The organism is Clostridium sardiniense (assembly GCF_016907995.1).
Taxonomy (GTDB): domain Bacteria; phylum Bacillota; class Clostridia; order Clostridiales; family Clostridiaceae; genus Clostridium; species Clostridium sardiniense.
In genome coordinates this window covers 15,177-30,373 of the sequence record NZ_JAFBDA010000012.1, presented here as the reverse complement: position 1 = coordinate 30,373, position 15,197 = coordinate 15,177, and the positions used below count along the sequence as shown (strand labels likewise).

14 protein-coding genes are annotated in these 15,197 nt (G+C 26.8%); 3 read left to right on the top strand and 11 right to left on the bottom strand.

All coding sequences use genetic code 11. The annotated features are described in order from the left end of the window. Position 1 precedes the first annotated feature (1 nt). From JOC62_RS11185 to JOC62_RS11170, 4 genes are all read right to left on the bottom strand, one after another. Complete coding sequence (locus JOC62_RS11185) at positions 2–757, bottom strand: iron ABC transporter ATP-binding protein (RefSeq protein WP_204595360.1); 756 nt, start codon at positions 755–757, stop codon at positions 2–4. Continuing rightward, a complete protein-coding gene (locus JOC62_RS11180; protein ID WP_204595434.1) occupies positions 754–1,707 on the bottom strand; it encodes an iron chelate uptake ABC transporter family permease subunit in 954 nt (317 codons plus the stop codon). The genes JOC62_RS11185 and JOC62_RS11180 overlap by 4 nt, the downstream gene beginning before the upstream one ends. After that, the gene (locus tag JOC62_RS11175; RefSeq protein WP_204595359.1) at positions 1,707–2,642 is read right to left on the bottom strand and encodes an ABC transporter permease; all 936 of its coding nucleotides are present in this window, start codon (positions 2,640–2,642) and stop codon (positions 1,707–1,709) included. Before JOC62_RS11175 ends, JOC62_RS11180 begins: the two co-directional genes overlap by 1 nt. 191 nt (positions 2,643–2,833) lie before the next feature. After that, positions 2,834–3,442, bottom strand: coding sequence for a hypothetical protein (locus JOC62_RS11170; RefSeq protein WP_204595433.1), 609 nt, complete (start codon positions 3,440–3,442; stop codon positions 2,834–2,836). 198 nt (positions 3,443–3,640) lie between these two features. Here JOC62_RS11170 and JOC62_RS11165 point away from each other — a divergent pair, with 198 nt between their 5' ends. Next, a complete protein-coding gene (locus tag JOC62_RS11165; RefSeq protein WP_204595358.1) occupies positions 3,641–4,483 on the top strand; it encodes a patatin-like phospholipase family protein in 843 nt (280 codons plus the stop codon). A gap of 203 nt (positions 4,484–4,686) precedes the next feature. On the opposite strand, the gene msrB is transcribed toward JOC62_RS11165, so the two are convergent. Both msrB and JOC62_RS11155 read right to left on the bottom strand, forming a co-directional pair. Continuing rightward, positions 4,687–5,151, bottom strand: coding sequence for a peptide-methionine (R)-S-oxide reductase MsrB (msrB, locus tag JOC62_RS11160; protein ID WP_204595357.1), 465 nt, complete (start codon positions 5,149–5,151; stop codon positions 4,687–4,689). 208 nt (positions 5,152–5,359) lie between these two features. Next, positions 5,360–7,261: a sensor histidine kinase gene (locus tag JOC62_RS11155; RefSeq protein ID WP_204595356.1), complete on the bottom strand. Its 1,902-nt coding sequence runs from the start codon at positions 7,259–7,261 to the stop codon at positions 5,360–5,362. A gap of 411 nt (positions 7,262–7,672) precedes the next feature. Between JOC62_RS11155 and JOC62_RS11150 the strand changes: the two genes are divergently transcribed. Next, positions 7,673–7,882, top strand: a complete 210-nt coding sequence (locus JOC62_RS11150; RefSeq protein ID WP_204595355.1) for a cold-shock protein — start codon at positions 7,673–7,675, stop codon at positions 7,880–7,882. 126 nt (positions 7,883–8,008) lie between these two features. On the opposite strand, the gene JOC62_RS11145 is transcribed toward JOC62_RS11150, so the two are convergent. Next, complete coding sequence (locus tag JOC62_RS11145) at positions 8,009–8,569, bottom strand: hypothetical protein (protein ID WP_204595354.1); 561 nt, start codon at positions 8,567–8,569, stop codon at positions 8,009–8,011. Between the two features lie 356 nt (positions 8,570–8,925). Between JOC62_RS11145 and nagZ the strand changes: the two genes are divergently transcribed. Beyond that, on the top strand, positions 8,926–10,032 hold the full coding sequence (nagZ, locus tag JOC62_RS11140) for a beta-N-acetylhexosaminidase (RefSeq protein ID WP_243425058.1): 1,107 nt from the start codon (positions 8,926–8,928) through the stop codon (positions 10,030–10,032). Between the two features lie 130 nt (positions 10,033–10,162). On the opposite strand, the gene JOC62_RS11135 is transcribed toward nagZ, so the two are convergent. From JOC62_RS11135 to JOC62_RS11120, 4 genes are all read right to left on the bottom strand, one after another. After that, on the bottom strand, positions 10,163–11,098 hold the full coding sequence (locus JOC62_RS11135; RefSeq protein ID WP_204595352.1) for a PfkB family carbohydrate kinase: 936 nt from the start codon (positions 11,096–11,098) through the stop codon (positions 10,163–10,165). After that, complete coding sequence (locus JOC62_RS11130) at positions 11,091–12,551, bottom strand: sucrose-6-phosphate hydrolase (RefSeq protein ID WP_204595351.1); 1,461 nt, start codon at positions 12,549–12,551, stop codon at positions 11,091–11,093. Before JOC62_RS11130 ends, JOC62_RS11135 begins: the two co-directional genes overlap by 8 nt. 65 nt (positions 12,552–12,616) lie before the next feature. Continuing rightward, a complete protein-coding gene (locus JOC62_RS11125) occupies positions 12,617–13,597 on the bottom strand; it encodes a LacI family DNA-binding transcriptional regulator (protein ID WP_204595350.1) in 981 nt (326 codons plus the stop codon). 78 nt (positions 13,598–13,675) lie between these two features. Further along, positions 13,676–15,028 carry a sucrose-specific PTS transporter subunit IIBC gene (locus tag JOC62_RS11120; protein ID WP_204595349.1) on the bottom strand — a complete coding sequence of 451 codons (1,353 nt, stop codon included), beginning with the start codon at positions 15,026–15,028 and terminating at the stop codon, positions 13,676–13,678. Between the last annotated feature and the right edge of the window lie 169 nt (positions 15,029–15,197).

The following is a 15,197-nucleotide window of genomic DNA, read 5'->3' as shown; positions in this document are numbered from 1 at the left end:
CCTAAAAATATACACATATTCTTTGATTATTTATTTCTGTTACATTAAAGTCCATATCATAAATTTTGCATAACTCACACTGCTTAATTACATCTTCGGATTTACTATTCTTAGCTAGCTTTCCATCTTTAAGTGCCACTATATTATCTGAGTAGCATGATGCAAAATTAATATCATGTAAAACAATAACTATTGTCTTTCCTAAATCATTTACCATTTTTCTAAGTAACTTCATCATTTCAACAGAATGTTTCATGTCTAGATTATTTAAGGGTTCATCAAGAAGTATATAATCAGTATTCTGAGCTATAATCATTGCGATATATGCTCTTTGTCTTTGACCTCCACTTAATTCATCTAAATATTTATCTGAAATATCAGTAAGTTTCATATATTCAATGGCATCATCAACTAACTTTTCATCTTCTTTTTTAAGCTTTCCTTCACAATAAGGAAATCTCCCAAAAGAAACAAGTTCCTTTATAGTTAATCTGATGTTTATATTATTGCTTTGTCTTAATATAGATATCTTTTTTGAAAGTTCTTTAGAGTCCCACTCTCTAATTTCCTTTCCTTCTATAAAAACCTCTCCTTCATCCATGTCCATAAGTCTAGATATCATTGATAAAACAGTACTTTTACCTGCTCCATTGGGTCCTATAAATGATGTTATTTTTCCTTTTTCTATGTTAAATGAAACGTCATCACAAACTCTTTTATCTCCGTAAACTTTAACTAAATTCTTTATTTCTATCATACCCTGCTCTCCTTTAATAAAAGATATATAAAGTAAATTCCACCGATGAAATTAATAATAATTCCTATTGTAGTATTAAAAGTAAATACTCTTTCTACTAAGAATTGTCCACTTACTAGTGCTACAATACTTATTAAAATGCTTCCAATTAATAAAAGGCTATGCCTAAATGTATTAAACATTTGATAAGTTAAATTTACAACTAATATACCAAGGAATGTTATTGGTCCAACTAATGCTGTAGATAATGCAACTAATGCTGTTACTATTATTAATATCTTTTTAGTTAACTTATCATAGTCAATACCTAAGTTTATGGCTTGATCTCTTCCAAGTGACATAACATCTAATTTTTTTATCTCATCATAAAGAAATGCAAATATTATAAGTATTATCACAACCGCCATAAATAATATCTTTGTATTAATTGAACTAAATGATGCAAATAATCTACTTTGAAGTGCCTCATATTCATTAGGGTCTATAAGTACTTGCATAAAGGTTGACATGCTTCTAAATAATCCTCCAAGGACAGTTCCTACCAATAAAAGAATCATTATATTTTGTTTTCCCTTTTTAAATAACAAGTTAAAAAGTACAAATGAAAATCCAACCATTAGTACACCTGAAACTAAAAAGTTCAATGTATTATTTGTCATCATTATAGAGCTTGATCCAAAAATGAAGACAGCTATAGTTTGTACAAGTCCATACAGTGCATCTAGACCTATAATACTTGGTGTTATTATTCTATTATTTGTGATTGTTTGAAAAAGTATTGAAGAAACCGCTATTGATCCACCTGCCACTATAATTCCTATAACCTTAGGTATTCTTTTGCTCAAATTATAATCAAAATTTTGTCCATTTAGTCCCCAAAATAGATAAAGTGCTACAAAGACTATTGATGCTAAAGCTAATATTATTAATTTTTTCTTATTACTTTTCATCATTTATTCCTCCTAAGTATTAAGTAAAGGAATATCACTCCACCAATTACTCCAACTGTAAGATCAATTGGAACTTCATAAGGAAATATTACTATTCTGCTAATTACATCACAGGCTAATACGAATATTGATCCAAGGGCTGCAACTATAGGCATATTTTTAGCTAAGTTATCACCTTGTACTAATGAAACAATATTAGGTACTATAAGTCCTACAAAAGGAATACTTCCTACTGTAATAACTACTAAAGCAGATATTAACGCTACTATAGCTAATCCAATATTAGTTACCTTTTTGTAATTCAGGCCAAGATTTGTAGACATTTCTTCTCCCATACCTACTAATGTAAATTTATGTACATATGTAAAAGCTAGTATAACCATAGGTATACTTAAAAATAATATTTCATAATTTCCTTTTATAATACTTGAGAAATTTCCTTGTAAGAATGAACCCATATTTTGAACTAAATTAAACTTGAATGCAAAGAAATCAGTTATAGATCCTATAACATTACCAACCATTATTCCTACTAGTGGAATAAAGATAGTATTTTTAACCTTAACTTTTTTTAATATAGTCATAAATATGAATGTTCCAAATAAAGAAAAGATAAATGCTAATAGCATCTTTTGCATCATACTTGCTGATTGGAATACTATTATTGAAAATAATACTCCAAGTTTTGCTGAATCTATAGTAGCTGCTGTTGTTGGTGAGACAAATTTATTATTACTTATTTGTTGCATTATCACCCCACAAATGCTCATGCCACATCCAGCTACTAAAATACTAATAAGTCTAGGTACTCTGCTTATTAGTAGAATATTTAATTCCTCTTTTCCCATACTAAATATATTTATATCGGCTACTCCAATAAATAATGAAACTAGCGACAGTATAAATATACCTATAATTAAATATACTTTTTTCATAAAATCACCTTTCTTATCGCAAATGATAATCCTTATCACTCAACATCTATATAATATAATAGGAACATTTTTCTGTCAACAATTTGTTTATCTTTTATTAAAAAATAATTAATATTATATATAATTTATATATTTTTACTAAATATAAAAGCTAAGATATTATAAATATCCTAGCTTTTAGTTAGATAATATTATTTACTTTTCACCTTAAATCTATCTTTGTTTGAAACTATTTTTATATTTAATGCTGTAAGGAGTTTCTCTAAACTTTTAACTTGATTTATATACTTTAAGTTATTTCTATTTACAAGTAACTCAGTCATTTTTAATATGTCTCTTTTTTCTTCTAAGTCTAATTTCCTTCTCTCTTTTAATATGCATCTATTGATATAAGTAAGTGTAGTCCAAATCTGTTCATCTGTAATCTTGTTTATGTTCATCAATACCCATGTAAAATCTTTACGTCTATTATTTACAGGATATGCTTCCTTGAAAAAAGTTATAAAATGGTTAGTTTCTTTTGGATCCTTATTAATAACATACTTTCCAAGTTCACTCTTTAGCTTATTTTTTAAAAACATAATTGTATTAGGCTTAACTATGCTTCCCATCTCTTCTATACTCTTATAAATAATATTATATGCTTCTTGACGCTTTTCATCAGATATGTTTTCATTTTTAAGTTCTTTTGACTTTTCAATACACTCTAATATGTTTTTCTTACAGTTTAATTCCTTATTATATATACTTTTTAATATCTCTATTCCATCTAAACTTTCAAAATCTACACCATCTTTAATTTCAATTATATTTTCATTAGTATCTATACTCATAATTTACCTACCTTATTTTATTTTCTATATTATACACTATTTCTTATCTTATTAATTCTATTTTTAAAATTTGATAACATTATGTTAACTGTTTGCGATTTATAATCTTAAGTTATATAATTTTTATATAACATTTAATAATTTTTTATTTTATAAGGAGGATTTATGCCTAGTTTGATATTAGAGGGGGGAACATTTAGACCAATCTTTAGTGCTGGAATAATGGATGCCCTTTTAGACAATAATATTATCTTTCCATATTGTATTGGAGTTTCTGCTGGAATAACCAATGGATTTTCATATTTTTCTAATCAAAAAGGAAGAAACCTTGAAATAATGGAGCATCATAGAAACGATAAAAGATATATAAGTTTTAGGAACTTTTTAAAATGTAAAAGTCTATTTGGATTAGATTTTGTATTTGATGAAATACCAAATAAACTATATCCCTACGATACAGAAGCTCTTACAAATTATAATGGTAAAATTCTAGTTGGTGTAACCAATGCTGAAAGTGGTAAAACCGAATATTTAGACGGAAAAAAAATAGATAGTAAAAATACAATGCTTAGAGCCACTTGTGCTATTCCACTTTTCTTCCCTGCTATAAAAATAAATAATAATTCTTATTATGATGGTGGTCTTTGTGATCCAATTCCAGTAAAAAAAGCTATTGAAGATGGAAATGATAAACATCTAATTATACTAACAAGACCTAAAAGTTACAGAAAAAAACTTGGTCGTGGAAATAAATTAGCTGCAAAATTAGTTGGAAGAAAGTACTCTAATCTAAAGAATGCTTTTCTTACACGTCATGAAATGTATAATGAAACAGTTAGATTCTGTGAAGAACTAGAAAGACAAGGTAAAGCAATAATATTAAGACCTACTGAAGAACAAGCTATAGATAGTTTTGAAAAAGACGTTAAAATTTTAAAGGAAGCTTACACAAATGGTTATAACATGGCTACTGAGAGATTAGATGATATAAAGAACTTATTTGGTTAATACTTTACATAGTTATAAAATAAGAGTGAATTATACTCTACTCCCTCTTATTTTATAATTATTTGTAAAAGAATCATCATGTATATTAGATAATTCTTTAATCATAATGGTTTTATAAATATTTCTCACACATTGCTAATAAATAATAAAAAATCATTTAATAAAAATTAAGGACAGATAAATATAATAATCTGTCCTTAACTTTATTTTTTAATTGTTTCATTTTCTAATAACTCAATATATTCACCATATCCTTCGGCTTCCATATCTTCTTTTCTTATAAATTTTAATGACCCTGAATTTATACAATATCTTAATCCACCTAGCTCTTTAGGTCCATCACAAAAGACATGTCCTAAATGAGAATCAGAATTTTTACTTCTAACCTCTATTCTCTCCATATTAAAACTAATATCTCTTTTTTCTTTTATTACATCTTTAGTAATCGGCTTAGAAAAAGCTGGCCACCCGCATCCTGAATCAAATTTATCTGTAGATAAAAATAATGGTTCACCACTTGTTATATCTACATATATTCCTTCTCTAAAATTATCCCAATAATCATTCCCAAATGGTGGCTCTGTAGCATCTTCTTGAGTTATTTTATATTGCAAATCTGATAGTTCTCTTTTTAATTGTTCTTCACTTAGTTTTTCATACTTACTCATTCTTTTACCTCTTATATTATTAATATACTTAATTATAGTCTATGACCTTATTTTAACCTATATTTATATAGTTATAACTTTATTTAATGTATTTTTTATTTCTTAATTATAAATTTTAAGAGAATTAATTTATGTATTATTATTAAAATAAAAAAAATTAAGGTATATATTAAATATCTTAATACATACCTCAAATATCTGTCTAATACTAATATATATATATATCTGAAAATTCTACTTTCATTCTATCAAGTTGAACATAATCTACATTACTGCCCATTCTAGTCATTGCACACTCACTTACTCCATGCATATTATCTTCTATATCAGGTATACTCACTACTACTTCTGTACCAACTCCTAATATACTATGGATTTGTATATCCCCTCCATGCATTTTTGCTAAAGATTTTGCAATATAAAGCCCAATGCCACAACCTTCACTTATTTTTGTCATTCTATTATTTATCATTTTAAATCTATCAAAAATAACTTCTAAATTATCTTTTGATATTCCTACTCCATTATCTTTTATTCTAATCTCTAACATATTGTTATTGCAACATAAATAAACTTCTATTTTTCCTTTAGAAGAACTAAATTTTATAGCATTAGATAAAATATTTAAAATTATTCTCTCCATATGTTCTTTATCAAAAAATGCTAACTTTTCTTCAATTTCTGTATCAAAAATAATTTCTATGGACTTTGTAAATCCAAAATCATTAGCTCTTTCACATATGCTTTCAACAAAACCAACTATATCTGTCATAATAGGATTATATCTAAAGAATCCTTCTTCTATTTTTATGCTGTCTATTAAATTATTTATAAGTTTTATCATTCTAAAAGTATTTTTATTACAAGCATTAACATATTGTATATAATCTCTCTTATCTTCAATATTTGAGTTTTTTATCTTTAAATCTAAAAGTTGTAAAGAAGTAAATATTAAATTTATAGGAGTTTTAAATTCATGGGATATATTTGCAAAAAACTCTTCTCTTAACTTATCCAACTCACTTTGCTCTTCTTTTTTATTAGTAATATCATTTATAACAATAATTCGTCTTAAAGTATTATTGCATTCATCCTTTAACGGATGACTTCTAAACCAAGCCCATCTAACTTCATTGTCATTTCTAATTATTCTTGCAACTTCATCGAAGGGCTCATCGTAATTTATATTATTAAATAAATGCTTATCCTCAGGATGTATATTATTAGGTGCAACTAAAAATTCATCTGAATTATATAATTCATTACAGCTTACACCATAAAGCTTCTCAAAGGCATCATTAACAAATATAGTTTTATTTTTATCTTTAATAATAACAACATCATCAAGATGATTAAGAATACTAAATAGTATTCTTTCATTAGTTATCAATGTATCTTCAACAGCTTTTTTATATGATATATCTCTTGTGGCTCCTATGACACCTGAAATTTGATTGTTTTTATCAAAATATGGAACTTTAATAGTTTCTTCAATATACCTAGTTCCATCTGTTAACTCTATTTCGTCTATATATACTTTTCTTGCTTTAGACTCAATAACTTCATTATCCGTGTGTCTAAACCAACTTGCTTTTTCTTTATCATAAAGCTCTAAATCTGATTTTCCTATTATATCCACCTTGTTTTTTCCAATATACTCAGAAAATTTTTTATTACAATTTGTATATCTTCCATGGATATCTTTGCAGAATATAAAATCTGGCATAGAATCAATAAATAAATCTAAAAGTTTTTTTTGCTCCTTCAATTCTTCTTCTAACCTTTTATTTTCTTTTATATACTCTTCTTTGCACCATAAAATTATATGATCATCATTGATTTTTTTAACATCCATACCGTCTGTTTTAAACTCTTCATATATCATTACTATACTGATTATATCATTCCAAAAATCTTTGTTATATAATATCAGATTACTTCCCTCTTCTTCTAGTAGTTCATTGAAACTTTTATTTATTATATATTTAGCATCATAGTTCGTCTCCTCTACTAAAACATTAAACCCTTTATTATCCTTATTATTTAAAACTTTACAGTAAAAATATTTCATTGATACTGTATCTAGTATTTCCCTCCACTTATTCCCCATAAGATTCTCCTTTTTATACGATTCTTCCCCACGCTTTTAAGTATATATTTTACATATTATACTTAAATTATATTATCTGTTTTAATTTAATACAACACTTTACTACTTTTTTGTATTATGCTATATATTTTTTATAAAATTATTTAATTTTATTATTTGTTTTTATAAATATATTTCAAAACTTATAAATATATTATTAAAGCACTTCTAAAATATATTTATTATAAATTTTAGAGGTACTGAAAACTTTATTATTTATTGTATCTTTTTGTATATTATATATCAAAATATTAACATTAAAAACATATTTTTCATTTTCTTAAATATTTTTAAGATTATTATCTATTAATGTGTAAAATTTATAAAATTAGCAAATACTATTTAGGAAATTCAACTTAAGGAGAGATTTTTATGGCTAGTACAACAGGTATTGTGAAATGGTTCAATCAAGAAAAAGGATATGGATTTATTTCATGTGATGATGGTAATGATGTTTTTATTCATTATTCAAATGTTAAAGAAGAGGGCAATAATAAAGACCTTCATGAAGGAGAGAGCGTCTCATTTGATATAACAGAAGGACAGAAAGGTCCTATGGCTATAAACGTTCAAAAAATATAAAAATAAAAGACACTACCTAATTTATGGTAGTGTCCCATAGTCAAGGTATCCGAACCTACAGATTCTTCATTGACTACACTATTATTTTAACCTTAAGTATGTCTATTATACATTTAAATTTTTATATTAGTGGTTAATATTGGTATCTATATATTTTCTTGTAATTTTCCCAAAATCACCACTTTTATTTATCATTCTTACATTATAATTGTTATAATCATCTTCAACTAATTCAACTATAATTAAATTTAAATTTTCCTCTTTAATATATAAAACTATTCCATAAGAACATTCTATAGAAAACTCCATTTCACCTGTTTTAATAAGCTTTTCTTCACATTTATAATCATGAAAATTTTCACATGATTCTTCATAACATTCACCTGGTGCTATTCTATATTGAATTCCATCAATAAATCTAAAATATGTAACATTTTCATCACATACTCCTCCCACCATTAAAAATAGTCCATACTCTTCTTTTTTTAAAAGCTCTATTAAATCACTTTCATCTAATTCTTTTTTTATTTTATTATCTATTTTAAAATCATTTAAGTTTACTATGTCAATTAAGTCTATTAATTTTTCATCTTTAAGTGATTTATATATAAATTTAAGATCTGCTTCATATCTTTTTAAAAATTTTTCTATATTTATGTCTGATAATTTCAAAATAATTTTATTCATATTTTACTCCTTTAATTAGTTTTAATTTATATATTAATTTAAAAACTTTGTTAGTATATCATAGTTTAATAATAAAATCTATAATATAGATATAAGTATATATTTTAATTCTATACACTTTCCTTTATCATAAATTTATTTATTAATATATTTTCCCGAAAATTTTTAAACTATTGTTAATTTGGTAATAATCATAATGTTATGTTTATTTACATTTAGAGATTTATAATCTTTAAGATTGGAGGAATATGAAAAGATTTAGTTTATTTATAATTTCGTTAATCACTGTATTTTCATTTTCATGTATATTCTTTTATACTTACTTTAAAGAAAGTCCAGAGGAGGCTAATACAACAATGAATAAAATAGATGCTATAAAAGATAAAATAAACACTATGTCATTAGATGAAAAAATAGGTCAGCTAATAATTGGTGGTTTTAATGGATATACAGTTGATTCAAATACTGAAAAATTAATAAAAGAAAATCACTTAGGCGGATTTATATTATTCCAAAGAAATGTAGAAAATCCTAATCAACTACTTGAGCTTACAAATACTTTAAAATTACTTAATAAGGATAATATTGCACCACTTTTTATATCAACAGATGAAGAGGGTGGTAATGTTACTAGAATGCCTAATGAAATAAAAAAGCTTCCGTCTAATTCTTATATAGGTAAAATTAATAATGAAGATTTTAGCTATAATATAGGAAAAACTTTAGGAAAAGAGCTTAATGCATTTGGAATAAATATGGATTATGCACCTGTACTTGATATTAATAGTAATCCTAATAATCCTGTAATTGGCATAAGATCTTTTGGTGACAATAAAGATATAGTTACAAGACTTGGTACTCAAACAATGGAAGGAATTAAATCTCAAAATGTTATCCCAGTAGTTAAACATTTCCCAGGACATGGAGATACTTCTGTAGATTCACATATAGGACTTCCAGTAGTAAATTACGATTTAAAAAGACTCAATGATTTTGAACTTATTCCTTTTAAAGCTGCCATTGACAAGGGTGCTGATGCTGTTATGATTGCTCATATATTATTACCTAAATTAGATCCAAAATATCCTGCAACTCTTTCTTATAATATAATTACTGACCTTCTTAGAAAAGATATAGTATTTAATGGAGTAGTCATAACCGATGACATGACTATGGGTGCTATTATGGAAAATTATAATATAGGCGATGCTAGCGTTAAAGCAATTAATGCTGGTGCAGATATAGTATTAGTCTGTCATAAATATGAAAATATCCAAACAGTAATTAACTCTATAAAGAAGGCTGTCTCAGATAAAGTTATTACAGAAGATAGAATTGATGAAAGTGTATATAGAGTCCTTTCATTAAAAGAAAAATATAAACTAACAGATAATAAAATCAATTCTGTTGATGTTAATGAGATTAATAAATCAATTACTGATGTATTAAATAAGAAATATTAGCTTAATACTATTTAGTAAATCATATTAAAGTATCCTACTAATATATAGTAAATCATCTATCTAATAAAAAGAATATGCTTCAAAACTAAATAAAGGAACTGACTATTTTTAGACAGTTCCTTTATTCATATTATAATTCTTTTTCTGTTGGTATAGAATCAATAGCTCCATAATTAGTGCAAGTTATAGCTCCAACTTTATTTCCATAGAATATTATTTCTTTCCATTCATCAAAATTTATTTCTTTTTTGTATTCTATTTCAGATAACTTCTTAAGAACTCCACCAACAAAAGCATCTCCAGCACCTGTAGAGTCTACTTGTTTTATATTAATTGATGGAATTACTTCCATATTAACTCCATCACTTATAAGAGTTCCTTCTCCACCTAAAGTTACAGCAACAACTTTAGCTCCAAAATCGTGTAACTTCTTAACACCTTCTCTTAAATCTTCTTCAGTAGTTATTAATTTAATTTCTTCATCGCTAACTTTTATAAAATCTGATTGTTTTATAAACTTTTTGCAATCTTTAATAAATTCATCTAATTTGTCATTAGTAATTAGCATATCTCTGTAGTTTGGATCAAATGAAATAAATATATTATTTTCTTTTGCGTAATCTAATAATTTAAAGTAAGTATTTTTTAGTTCACCGTCTAAAAATCCTGTTGCTGATCCAAAATGTATAATATCACTATTATTGATTTTTTCTAAATCTATATTGTCAAATGAATATTGTCCATCACTACCTCTATGAAACTCAAAATCTCTTTCTCCATTCTCATCAATAGCAACAAAGGCTAAAGTAGTGTATCCATCCATTTTCGTCATTTCTGTATTTATATTTATTGACTTTAACATATCTACTAAGAATCTTCCAAATGAATCATTCCCAACTTGTCCTAAAAAGTAAGCTTCTCCACCAAGTTTACAAACTGCTGCTGAGACATTTGCTGGTGCGCCACCTGCTTTTTTTTCAAAATTCACTCCACTTTTTAATCCTGTTCCAATATCTTTACCAATAAAGTCAATTAATAATTCTCCTATACAAAATACTTTATCCACAGTACTCCACCTCTCCCATCTTCCAAATATTCATTGAGTTGATATTAAGTTTACCATCATTTGATTTTACAGATATACCACAACTTAAATCTTTAGGATATAATCTAATGGATGCTACTTCCATTCCATCTTGTAGATATATTTCTACTGCTGATTCATCAACAAACATATCTATTTTTAAATTATTTTTTCCTTCTAATTTAAATTTGCGAGAACTCTTATCTCCAAATAACATGTTGCTTCTATCTATAATACATATCTCTTCATTAAAATTATATTTAAAAACTGCATACTCTTCATCTGATTCCATAAATCTAATCTCTATATCTGAAGCTATATTTTTATCTACATCTAACTTTAATTCATAACTATTAGATAGTAAATCATTATATTCTATATAATCAGTTTGTATATCAGATAAATTAAATACATTTTCTTCTCTTAAATTCTTAATCTCTTCAATTGGATTTTGATAAATTCTATTATCTTTTAAAGATAATTCTCTTGGCATAGTTAATGAATATATCCATCCACACTCCTTACTTGGGTGTACATTTTCAGTTTCAGGTAATCCCATCCATCCTATTAGAATAGTTCTTCCCATATTATCTTTAAAAACCTGCGGTGCATAGAAATCAAAGCCCATGTCTAATTCTTTAAACTCTCCATGTTTAAATTCTAAACTTTCATAATCTAATTTTCCAATCATATATCCTGATTGATATATATTTTGATATTTAAATTCTTCAGCTTTAAGACCTTGTGGAGATACTACAAATATGTCCTTCCCATCTACTTCAAATAAAGATGGACATTCCCACATATAGCCGAAATTATCATAATTAGTTTTAATTTCACCTTCAAGTTTCCATGTATCAAAATCCTCTGAGCTATAAAGTAATACTCTGCCTTTTAATTCTTTATTTTGTATTCCAAATATACTATAATACTTACCATTCTTCTCCCATACATATGGATCTCTAAAATGTGCCGTATATCCTTTTGGAATTTCTTTTATTATAGGACCAAGCTTTTCTATCTTCCCGCCTTTTGATAAGACCGCTCTACACTGATATGATTCTCTATTGTTATTTTCATCTTTAACATTTCCTGTATATAAAAGTTCTAAGTTTCCATCTCTTACAATGGCACTACCTGAATAACATCCATCCTTGTCATACCAATCAGTAGGTGATATAGCTACTTTAGGGATACTAAACTTTTTAAAATCTTTTGTAGTTACATACCCCCAGTGCTTATATTTATGCTCGCATCCATATGGGTTCCATTGAAAAAATATATAATATTCCTCATTGTAATAGCTTAATCCATTTGGATCATTAATAAGTCCAAATGGTGCCTCAAAGTGAAAATTATTTCTCCATTTATTCTTTTGTTCTTTATAATACTCTATACAATCCTTATTTATCTCACTACTGCTCCTAAATTTCACTATAATTTCACCCTCCAAAAATGTGATTGGTGAAATTACATATATCAAAATAAAATTTTATCCATCTAATCTATTCTCTTTACACTTTCTCTTACTATAAGTTCTAAAGGAACATCATCTATTTCATCTAATTTTTCTTCATCTATTAGATTTAAAATTCTATCTGCTGTCTTTTCACCAAACAGTTTATAATCAATTTTTACTGTAGTAAGTGAAGGATAAGTTATTGCACCAACATCATAGCCTCCAAATCCTGCGATTGATATATCTTTAGGTATTTTTATACCTCGCTCTAAAAGGAATCTCATAAGACCTAATGCTATATTATCAGTTGCACAGACGACTGCCGTTGGATTATATTCTAAAACCTTCTCTCCTGATTCATATGCTTTATTAAATGAGAAGTCTGTTTCAACAAAGTTTAGTTTATACTCTTCTCCTTCAAATCCTTCATAAAATCCTTTCTTTCTTAAAATCCCAACAGACTTATCCTTTTCACTTACTCCTAAAAACACAATATTTCTGTGTCCTTGCTTTTTTATATATTCTCCAAGTAATCTTCCTATTTTCTCATCGTCTAAAGTTATATAGTTTAAGTATTCAGATCTTTGGCCTGAAAACATAACAGGTATAGGTAGTTGATTTGCTATTTTTACATGTTCTTTTGCTATCTCAAAAGACATTATTATAATCCCATCCACCCCTTGCTGATATAACTTCTTTATATGACTTAATTCTTTTTCTCTATTTAATTCACTAGTTAAAATAATTCCTTGATACCCATGTTCCTCTAGCTTTTTATTTATTCCATTTAATGTTTTTCCTGCTGTAAATGAATCTATTCTAGGAATTATTATTCCTATTAATTTACTCTTTTTGGCTTTCAATCTCTTTGCAAAGAAATTTGTTTCAAAGCCTGTTTTTTCAATTGCCTCTTTTATTTTATTAACATTTTCACCACTTACATAGCCTCCATTTAAATATCTTGATACAGTACTTTTTGATACTCCCACCATGTTAGCGATATCTTGTATTGTTACTTTCATTTTCTCCTCCTAAATAAAGGTATATTTTCCATGCTATTAGCTTTAATAATTATACCATTATTTAAGATTTTAAATACACTACTCTTGAGGCTTAAAGAAAATATATGTTAATAAAAACGCTACAACTATTCCAATTCCATTTGCTATTAAATATCCAATTAAATTTGTATTTACATATAAAAGAGTTCCAGGTAATGCTGTTATTCCCATTCCCGTTCCTGCTAAATGTATTATTGAAGCGAACATCCCTGATGCTGCTCCACCTATACATGCAAATATAAATGGTTTTATGAATCTTAAATTAACACCAAATATTGCAGCTTCAGTAATTCCTAAAAATGCTGGAATTGCTGATGAAATATATAGTGAACGTTTCTTTTTATCTCTTGTCTTAAGTCCAACTGCAAGTGCCGCTGCCCCTTGTGCTACTATCGCCCCAGTTATTACAGCATTAAATGGATTTAATCCTGTACCTGATATAAGTTCAACTTCTAATGCATTAAATATATGATGAACTCCTGATACTACTATAACTTGATGTACTCCACCAATTATTGCCCCACCAATACCAAGTGGTAAACCTAAGAACATCTTAAATAAATCTAAAATGTATACTTCACTTGTGTGCATTATAGGTCCAACTATTAATAATCCAAGTAACATTGAAACTAATAAAGTTAAAAATGGTGTTACAATTAAATCTAATACATCTGGCATAAACTTTCTAATTGTTTTCTCAAGCTTTGCAGCTATTATTCCTAGTACTAATGCCGGAAGAACTGATCCTTGATATCCAACTATTGGAATACTAAGTCCTAATAATGATATATATATAGGATCCGCTCCACCTGCTACTTGCCAAGCATTTGGGAGCTGTGGTGCTACAAGCATAAGTCCAAGTACTATACCAACTACAGGTGTACCTCCAAACTTTTTCATTGTTGACCATGCAACTAATGCTGGTAAGAATATAAATGCTGTATCAGTTAAAACTTCTGTAAGTGTATTAAATGTAGGATTTAATTCTACTCCTAAATTTACTAATAAGCCTCTAAGTCCCATGAATAATCCAGTTGCTACAAGAACCGGTATTATAGGTACAAAAATATCACCTAAAGTACGAGATATTTTTTGTGGTAATGTCATATTACTATATGCATCTTCTTTAACATTTCCAGTATCAATACCTTCTCCTGACATTGCTGCATATACTTTATTTACAAAGCCTGTCCCTAAAATTATTTGATATTGTGCTGCTGCAAAAAATTGTCCCTTTACTCCATCAATATTTTCAATTGCTTTCTCATCAATTAAGCTTTTATCTTTTAATATAAGACGTAATCTTGTAGCACAGTGTTCCATAGATTTAATATTATCTTTTCCACCAATGTATTTTAAAATTTCCCTTGCAACTACTTGCTCTTTGCTCATTTTCAATACCTCCTAATCAAAATCTCTTTTTGATATTTTTATGGTACCAGTTCCATATATATTCTGTCAATTATAAAAAATATCATTATATCATAATTTTATATATAATTTTATAAAATTAATCATATATAACACATTTATTAAAATTATATCTAATATAGTTAAACTT